This is a genomic window from Streptomyces sp. NPDC060209, from assembly GCF_042728155.1.
GTDB lineage: Bacteria > Actinomycetota > Actinomycetes > Streptomycetales > Streptomycetaceae > Streptomyces.
Genome location: NZ_JBHWZS010000356.1, coordinates 1 through 8383, shown reverse-complemented (window position 1 = coordinate 8383; position 8383 = coordinate 1). Strand labels below are relative to the sequence as shown.

Genomic DNA, 8383 nt, shown 5'->3' with positions numbered 1-8383 from the left:
CGCGCAGCACCCCGGCGCCCGCAACGCCGCTCGCATTCTGTCCGCCGTCAGTGGGGGCTCGGCCCGCAGGCCAATATCCTCTCCCCTCCCCACTCGGTCCAGATCCAGGCCTCCGGACCGTTCGATCGTGACGGCCCAGGTGGTGGAACCGAGCCTGCGGAGCATGACCGCGGTTGTGCCTGCCCCGGGGACAGCGGATTCTGAAGGGGATGAACGGGGCTGGTTTGGCGCCATGACTGCATGGAAAGCGGAGCAGAGTGCCGATTTTCGTGGTCCCCTCGACGTCACCAGGGCGGCCACGGCGGTTCTCGACGCCCAGGACACGGTCATCGGGTGGAGCCCCGCGGCGGAGCGGCTCCTCGGTTACCCGCCGCACGAAATCGTCGGACGGCCCCTGACCGCGTTCCTGTCACCTGCCCCGACACCCTCCGTCCCCCCGCCTCCCGCCCGGTTTCGGGGAAACGAAGTCCGTGCCGCCCTGCACCGGGACGGGCGTGAGCTGATCGTCGCCGCCGCGGTGTGTCCCCTGCCGGGTGCCGGCGCGGCGGAGCGCGTCCTCGTCATGACGGAGCTGAAGGATCTCCGGCTCTGGGAATCCCGGCTGGCCCTTTTGCACGGTCTGGCCACCCAGTCACCCGTCGGCCTGGCCATCTACGACACCGACCTGCGCTTGACCTGGTGCAACGCGGCGTACGAACAGGAGATCGGACGGCCGTTCGCCGAGTTCCGAGGCTTTCGGGCCGATGAGCTGTACTCCGAGGGAAATTTCGTCACCAAGGGGCATCCGCCCACTCTCGACGCGGTCATGCGGCATGTGCTGGACACCGGAGAGCCATTTCTGGACCTGCACTTCCAGGCCCGGCCGCCCAGCGACCCGGAAACGGACCACCTCTGGTCCTGTGCCTACTACCGGCTCCAGGACTCCGACGGACACGTCTTCGGAGTGTGCGAGGACACCTTCGACATCTCCGATCGCCACAAGGCCCAGCGGCGGCTCGCCCTGCTCGTCGAGGCGGGCCGCGGAATCGGCACCGCCCTCGATGTGCTCGCCACGGCCGAGAAGATCCCTGAGGTGGCGGTACCGGAGTTCGCCTCCACGGTCACGGTCGACCTCTCCAGGGCGGTGCTGGAAGGCGAGGTGCCGGCCACCAGCGACGCGGCGGCCATGTCTCTGGTACGGGTCGCCCACCGCTCGGCCGGGGACGCCGACCGGCGGAAGCCGGGACGGCAGCCTCTTTCCCCTCCGCCCGGTAACCACTCACCCGTGGAGTACCCGTCCGGCTCGCCGCAGGATCGCAGCCTCTCCTCCGGCGGGCTCGTGCTCGACGACACGGTTCTGGTCGTGCCGCTGCGGGCCGGGAACAGCACGCTCGGGCTCGTCACCTTCTTCCGCGGCACCCGCTCGGCCGTCTTCGACAGCGGCGAAGTGGCGCTCGCCGACGAGTTGGTCGCCCGTACTGCGGTGTCCATCGACAACGCTCGCCGCTTCACCCGTGAACGCACCGCCTCGCTGGCACTCCAGCGCCAGCTGCTGCCGCAACACGTCCCGAAGCAGTCGGCGGTCGACCTGGCCTACCGCTACCTGCCCACGGACGACATGACAGGGGTCGGCGGTGACTGGTTCGACGTCATTCCGCTCTCCGGAACCCGGGTCGGTCTCGTGGTCGGGGACGTGGTCGGTCACGGTCTGCAGGCAGCCGCCACCATGGGGCGGCTGCGTACGACCGTACGCGCGTTCGCCCAGCTGGACATGGATCCCGTCGAGCTGCTGTCACGACTCGACGACCTGGTGGGTCAGTCGGCGGAGGACCAGTGGGGCGGGCCGGACGGACCCGACGGTGCCTACTCCGATGTGACCACCGGGGCGACCTGCCTCTACGCGGTCTACGACCCGGTGTCGCGGCGCTGCGTCATGGCCAGGGCCGGGCACCTCCCACCGGCGATCGTCGGCCCGGACGGCCGGGCGTCCTTCCCGGACCTGCCGGCAGGTCCGCCCCTCGGTCTAGGCGGCCTCCCGTTCGAGCCCATGGAGATCGAGCTGCCGGCAGGCAGCCTGCTGGCCCTCTACACCGACGGCCTGGTCGAGTCCCGTGACCGGGACATCGACCACGGACTCGACACCCTGGGACGCGTGCTCAGCGACCGGCACGCATCGCTCGAAGAACTGTGCGACCGAGCCGTGACGGAACTCCTGCCGGCCGGTTCGACGGCCGACGACACCGCCCTGCTCCTCGTCCGCACCCGCGAGCTCGACACCTCGCAGGTGGCCGAATGGGAGCTGACCGCAGAACCGGTCGCCGCCGGCCGTGCCCGGGAGCTGGCCACCGAACAGCTGCACCGCTGGGGCCTCGACGAGCTGTCGTTCGCGACCGAGCTCGTCGTCAGCGAGCTGGTGACCAACGCGGTCAGGTACGCCGAAGGACCTCTCCACGTACGCCTCATTCGTGACCGCACCCTCCTGTGCGAGGTCGCGGACGCGGGCCACACCTCACCGAACCTGCGCCACAGCGGCGAGGACGACGAGGGCGGGCGTGGCCTGTTCATCGTCGCGCAACTCGTCCAGAGGTGGGGAACGCGCTACACCCGCTCCGGAAAGACCATCTGGACCGAACAGGCTTTTCCCACGACCGTTTGAGCCGCTCGTGGCTGCCGTTCAGACGCTTGCGGACGGGCTCCCTCGCGGCGGCGCACCCGCCTGAAGCCTCAGTCCGAGTCGCGCAGCGGCGGGGCCGCCGGGACCTCGATCCGGTACATCGAATGCAGGCGGCACCGGACGACCCTGCGCACGTTTCCAGTCAGGCATGACACCCAATTAAGTCAGTTGATTGATTTAGATAGGGGTGTGGTGTCTAGTGATCGAGAGCGCGGACTCAGGGAGGCAGACATGAGTGGAGCCCATGAGGTGCGACCGCCGGGCCACCCAGCCACCGGGAACTCAGCGGCGCCACTGACCAGGCTTGCGGCGGATGCCGACGCCTTCCGACGCCTTGAAGGCGTACTCACGGACCCGCTGCGCGAGGTGCGGTGAATGGCGAACGCAACCGAGCCTCGCACCGGCCGCGGGGCCGATACACGCGAAGCCATCATGACGGCGGCCGAGCGCCTCTACGCCGAGCACGGTCTGTCGAACGTGTCCAACCGGCAGATCAGCGAGGCGGCCGGCCAAGGCAACAACACCGCCGTCAGCTACCACTTCGGGAGCAGGACGACGCTCGTACGCGCCATCATGACCAAACACGGCACACACGTCGACGTGATCCGCAGGCGCTACGTGGAGGCCGCCGGCGACAGCACCGACCTGCGGGACTGGGTGCGCTGTCTGCTGCGCCCGGTGACCGAACACCTTGCCGGCCTCGGCGCCCCCTCCTGGCAGGCCCGGTTCGCCATGCAGGTGATGGCCGACCCCCTGATGCGGGTCCTGGTGGCAGAGGAGTCCCTCACTCGTGACAGCCTGCGCCGCACCCTCCAGGGACTGGGCCGGTGCCTGTACGACATCGTGCCCCCCGAGATCCGCCCCGCGCGCGCGGACATGGCCCGCCACCTGATCACCCACACCTGCGCGGAGCGGGAATTCGCCTTGGCCGAGGACCCGGTCGAGCCCGGCACGTCGTGGGAGCGCACCGCCGACGCGTTGGAGGACGCGTTGGTGGGACTCCTCGCCGCTCCCACCACCCGCCGCTGAAGAGACCACCTGGAACCGACCGATCCGACAAGGGAGAGAGAATGAAGATCACTGTGGACGAGGAGAAGTGCTGCGGTGCCGGCCAGTGCGTGTTGATCGCACCGGAGGTGTTCGACCAGCGCGATGAGGACGGCATCGTCATCCTCCTCGACGCCGCGCCCGCCACCGACCAGCACCAGGTGGTCCACGAGTCCGCCGGCATCTGCCCCGCCGCCGCCATCCATGTCCATGAGGACGCGTGAACACGCCTTCGAGCGTGCTCGTCGTCGGGGCCGGCGCCGCAGGTCTCTCCGTCGTGGAGAGCCTCCGCCGCAAGGGCTACCGCGAGCGGATCACACTCATCGGCGAGGAGACCGGCGCACCGTACGACCGCCCGCCCCTGAGCAAGCAGGTACTCGCCGGGACGTGGGACGCCGAACGCACGCACCTGCGCACCCGTGACGTACTGGACGCCCTGGACACGGAGTTCGTCCTCGGCGATCGTGCGCTGGCGCTCGACGCCGCCACGCGCACCGTGCGCACCGGGAGCGGGGCGGAGCTGGGAGCAGAAGCCGTCGTGCTCGCCACCGGACTGCACGCACGCAGACTGCCAGGTCTGTCGGGTACAGCAGGCGTTCATGTGCTGCGTACCCTCGACGACGCCGCACGGATACGCGGTGAACTACTGGAGGCCGAGCGCGTCGTGGTCGTCGGGGACGGGGTACTCGGCGCCGAGATCGCCGCCACCGCCCGCCTCATGGGCACCGACGTGACACTCACAGGGCCACAGGCGGCACCGATGCAGGCGCAGTTGGGCCACGACATCGCCCGACTGCTCGCCGCGCTGCACACCGAGCACGGGGTGCGGCTGCGTCCGGACACTCTGGTGGACGCACTGGAAACGACCGACGGACGCGTCACCGCTGTCCGCCAGGTCGAGGGCGAGACCATTCCTGCGGATCTCGTCGTCTCGGCGGTCGGCAGCACCCCCGCAACCGACTGGCTGGCCGGCAGCGGGCTGCTGCTCGAGGACGGTGTGGTGTGCGACTCCCGCTGCCGCGCCGCCGACGGCATCTACGCCGCCGGAGATGTGGCCCGCTTCCACCACGAGGCTCTCGGACGGTCGCTGAGACTGGAGAACCGCACGAATGCCACCGAGCAGGCGATGCTGGTCGCGGCGAACATCCTGGGCGAGGACCGCCCCTACAGCCCCATCCCCTACTTCTGGACCGACCAGCTCGGCGTCAAGATCCAGGTGTACGGACTGCCCACACCCACCGCCACCGTGCACATCGTCGAAGGCGGCACGGAGGAGGGCCGGTTCGTCGCGCAGTACCTCGACAGCGATGGCAGCCCCGTCGCCGTCCTCGGCTGGAACATGCCCAAACAGGCCCGCGGGCACCGCCATCACCTCCTCGGCAGATACACCCCCGCACCCGCTGCCGCCCCGCGGTGACGAGCGGCCGCCGACGGACCTCCGGCCCGCCCCACCCGCTCACGCCACCTCCCACCCACAGCACCGGACTCACGGTGACCACCCTGGAGCCCGCCGCCCGAACGCAGTTGAGGTGACAGCACCTCGCCGGGCCCGCACGCTTCCGTCGCCCACCTCTGACTGATCCGCGCACGCCTCCCGCCCCCCAACTGGCTGAGGCGTCCCCACCCCACCGGAGAAGACCGTGACACGTACGCCCGCCACCTCCGAAGCAAGCGCCCCAGAGGTCCCCGACTTCCCCCCGCCGCGCTCCTCGGAGTGCCCATTCGCCCCCTCCCCCGGTATGCGGGCGCTGTCCGGGTACGGCCCGCTGACGCCGGTCCGCTCCTGGGGTGGCAGCACTCCCTGGGCCGTGACCGGACACGCCGAACAGAAGGCGTTGCTGTCCGATCCCCGTCTGAGCGTGGAGTTCTCCCGGCCGGGCTTCCCCAGCCCTGTGGACCCGGCGCACGCCCATGCCGGTAGCACCGACCTGAGCTTCGTGGGGATGGACGACCCCGAGCATGCGCGGCTGCGCCGCATGGTCAGTGGCGCCTTCACCATCAAGCGGGTCGAGGCGATGCGTCCCCGCGTGCAGGAGATGGCCGACGACTTCATGGACGCCATGCTCAAGGGCCCCAAACCCGCCGACCTCGTCCAGTCCCTCGCCCTGCCGATACCCTCCCTGGTCATCTCCGAAATGCTCGGAGTGCCATACGAGGACCACGAGTTCTTCCAGATCAACAGCAAGGCCATCGTCTCCGCCGTCGCCTCCCCCCAGGAACGCCGGACGGCCCACACGAACCTGGCCACCTACCTCGACGAGCTCGTCGGCCGCAAGCTGGTCGAGCCCGGCGACGATCTCCTCTCCAGCCTCTGCGCACGTATCGAGAGCGACGAACTCACCCGCCGCCAGGCCGCCACGATGGGCGTGCTCCTCCTCCTCGGCGGACACGAGACCACCGCGAACATGATCAGTCTGGGCACGCTCCTGCTCCTGCAGCACCCCGAGCAACTTGCCCTGATCCGCGACACGGACGACCCCGCCGTCATCCGCGACGCCGTCGAGGAACTCCTGCGCTACCTCTCCATCGTCCACCTCGGCCGACGCCGTACCGCCCTGGAGGACATCGAGATCGCCGGCCGCACCATCCGCGCCGGAGACGGCGTCATCCTCCTCGGCGAACTCGCCAACCGCGACCCCGCGGTCTTCCCCGAGCCCGACCGCCTCGACATCACCCGCAATGCACGTCAGCACCAGGCATTCGGCGCCGGCAGCCACCACTGTGTCGGCCAGCCCTTGGCCCGCATGGAACTCCAAGTCCTCTATCCCGCCCTCTTCCGCCGCATCCCCACCCTCCGCGCTGCCGACAGCCTCGACGCGATTCCCTTCAAGTACGACGCCCTCATCTACGGCCTCCACGCCCTTCCCGTCACCTGGTAGCGAGAACCGACCGGCCCACAACGCTGTCCGAAGTGCCCCGGCCGGGCCCGGGAAGGCCCCGGACCCGGCCCGGGCGGGTGACCGCGGAAGCGGGTGCCCATCCCGAAGGATTTACATGGGCGCGGCGGCGTGGATCCGCTTCCGACGAGAGCAGGCGAGTGGGCAGCCTGCCGCCCGCCCAAGTCCTCCTCGGGCGACGACCTACGGAACCGAGCGGTCGCGGGACCCGGCCGGCCGGGGCTGGGGAACCCGTGGGCGTCCAGCGCCGCGCAACAGCGAGCCGACCCGCACTGGGGGATGACGGCGAACCACCGGGCACGGGGCGGCCTGCGGGCGGGAACGCCGCGTCACGTGAAGCCCTGCCCGATGAGGTGGGTGCTGGGGCCGTTGTGGGGTAGTCGAGCCGATACAACGACAAACACAGCTCAGCGACGAGGTTTCGCCATGGCGGGCTCGCTTCGAGGTCCATCACCCGTCCGGCGGGAGCCATCGCTTCGTGCTGCCGCCACCGGCGGACAGGTGATCGCCTTCAGCCGTCGGACGCAACGCCGACGCCTCCGCCCAGGACAGAGCAGGAGGACGGCACGGCACCGGGCAGATCGTGACCGACCCGTTCCGACTCTGTGCGGCAGCCGATGTTTCCGACAGATCGAGGAAGGCAAGGTGACCCAGCCATGAGCACGGCAGAGCGGCAGACCCACGCCACCGACGACTCGGTGAGCGTGCTGGTTTCGCGCGCCTCGCAGCAGATTTCGGAGCTGGTCCGCGAGGAGATGCAGCTCGCCCGGGCGGAAATGACCCAGAAGGGCAAGCGCTTCGGAAAGGGCGGCGGCCTCTTCGGCGCCGCGGGCTTCATCGGCATCCTGGCGGCCCAGGCTCTGATCGCGACCTGCATCGCGGCTCTCGCGCTGGTACTGCCGGTGTGGGCGTCGGCCCTCATCGTCACGGCGGTGCTGGCGGCAGTGGCGGCCGTGGCGGCCCTGGCCGGGAAGAAGCAGATCGCCCAGGCCGGCTCCCCCGCCCCCGAGCGGACCGTCGACAGCGTCAAGGCCGATCTGGCCGAGATCAAGGAAAGGGCACACCGATGAATGAAGAATCCCGGACCAACATAGGCACCCCTGTCCCCGACGCTTCAGACCCCGAGGAGCTGCGCGAACAGGTCGAGCGCACCCGCGACGAACTCGGGCAGACCGTCGAAGCGCTGGCGGCCAAGGCCGACGTCAAGGCGCAGGCGAAGGAGAAGGCAGCCGCTGCCAGGGAACAGGCCTCGGAGAAGGCGGCCCTGGTGGCCGACCAGATCCGCGGAAAGGCCGAGCAGGCCACGCGACTCGTCAAGGACAAGACGCCCGACCCCGTCTTGGAGAAGACAGCCCAGGCCGCGGCCCAGGTACGGGAAACCGCGACCCGGGCCGGACAGTACGCGGCGGACAAGGCTCCCGACCCGCTGCTCGAAAAGGCCGGCCGGGCCGCGTCGGCCGCACGAGCCAACCGCAAGTCGCTCCTCGCGGGCGGTGCTCTGCTCGCCGCCTTCCTGCTGGTGCGTCGCGGCCGGGGACGCCGATGAAGGCGTCCAAGATCGCCTACAAGCCGGTCGGGATGGCCCTCGGCGCGGCGGGCGGCATGATCGCGGGTGTCGCGTTCAAGCAGGCGTGGAAGATCATCGAGGGTGATGGCGATGCACCCGACGCCACGGACGAAGACCGTTCCTGGCAGCAGATCCTGCTGGCCGCCGCCCTCCAGGGCGCCATCTTCGCCGTGGTCAAGGCCGCGGTCGATCGGTCGGGCGCGGTGGCCACGCGACGCC

The 8383-nt window shown here is 70.0% G+C and carries 8 protein-coding genes; all 8 read left to right on the top strand.

The window, feature by feature from the left end; translation table 11 throughout:
* The first annotated feature begins 232 nt into the window (after positions 1-232).
* Positions 233-2635, top strand: coding sequence for a SpoIIE family protein phosphatase (locus ACFWFI_RS38015; RefSeq protein ID WP_387399616.1), 2403 nt, complete (start codon positions 233-235; stop codon positions 2633-2635).
* A gap of 393 nt (positions 2636-3028) precedes the next feature.
* A complete protein-coding gene (locus tag ACFWFI_RS38010) occupies positions 3029-3682 on the top strand; it encodes a TetR/AcrR family transcriptional regulator (protein WP_387399613.1) in 654 nt (217 codons plus the stop codon).
* Positions 3683-3723: 41 nt separating this feature from the next.
* A complete protein-coding gene (locus ACFWFI_RS38005; RefSeq protein ID WP_387399610.1) occupies positions 3724-3924 on the top strand; it encodes a ferredoxin in 201 nt (66 codons plus the stop codon).
* On the top strand, positions 3921-5117 hold the full coding sequence (locus tag ACFWFI_RS38000; protein ID WP_387399608.1) for an NAD(P)/FAD-dependent oxidoreductase: 1197 nt from the start codon (positions 3921-3923) through the stop codon (positions 5115-5117). The genes ACFWFI_RS38005 and ACFWFI_RS38000 overlap by 4 nt, the downstream gene beginning before the upstream one ends.
* Positions 5118-5340: 223 nt before the next feature.
* Positions 5341-6579 (top strand): cytochrome P450, encoded by a 1239-nt coding sequence (locus ACFWFI_RS37995; protein ID WP_387399606.1) that lies wholly within the window; start codon positions 5341-5343, stop codon positions 6577-6579.
* A 674-nt stretch (positions 6580-7253) separates the two neighbouring features.
* A complete protein-coding gene (locus ACFWFI_RS37990) occupies positions 7254-7667 on the top strand; it encodes a phage holin family protein (RefSeq protein ID WP_387399604.1) in 414 nt (137 codons plus the stop codon).
* On the top strand, positions 7664-8143 hold the full coding sequence (locus tag ACFWFI_RS37985) for a DUF3618 domain-containing protein (RefSeq protein WP_387399602.1): 480 nt from the start codon (positions 7664-7666) through the stop codon (positions 8141-8143). Before ACFWFI_RS37990 ends, ACFWFI_RS37985 begins: the two co-directional genes overlap by 4 nt.
* The coding region (locus tag ACFWFI_RS37980; protein ID WP_387399599.1) for a DUF4235 domain-containing protein at positions 8140-8383 on the top strand (244 nt) is incomplete at its 3' end. The genes ACFWFI_RS37985 and ACFWFI_RS37980, both read left to right, overlap by 4 nt.

What these genes read in the sequence shown, in the direction of transcription:
- ACFWFI_RS38015 (WP_387399616.1), top strand. Translation starts at nt 233, where the DNA reads ATGACTGCATGGAAAGCGGAGCAGAGTGCCGATTTTCGTGGTCCCCTC.
- ACFWFI_RS38010 (WP_387399613.1), top strand. Translation starts at nt 3,029, where the DNA reads ATGGCGAACGCAACCGAGCCTCGCACCGGCCGCGGGGCCGATACACGC.
- ACFWFI_RS38005 (WP_387399610.1), top strand. Translation starts at nt 3,724, where the DNA reads ATGAAGATCACTGTGGACGAGGAGAAGTGCTGCGGTGCCGGCCAGTGC.
- ACFWFI_RS37990 (WP_387399604.1), top strand. Translation starts at nt 7,254, where the DNA reads ATGAGCACGGCAGAGCGGCAGACCCACGCCACCGACGACTCGGTGAGC.
- ACFWFI_RS37985 (WP_387399602.1), top strand. Translation starts at nt 7,664, where the DNA reads ATGAATGAAGAATCCCGGACCAACATAGGCACCCCTGTCCCCGACGCT.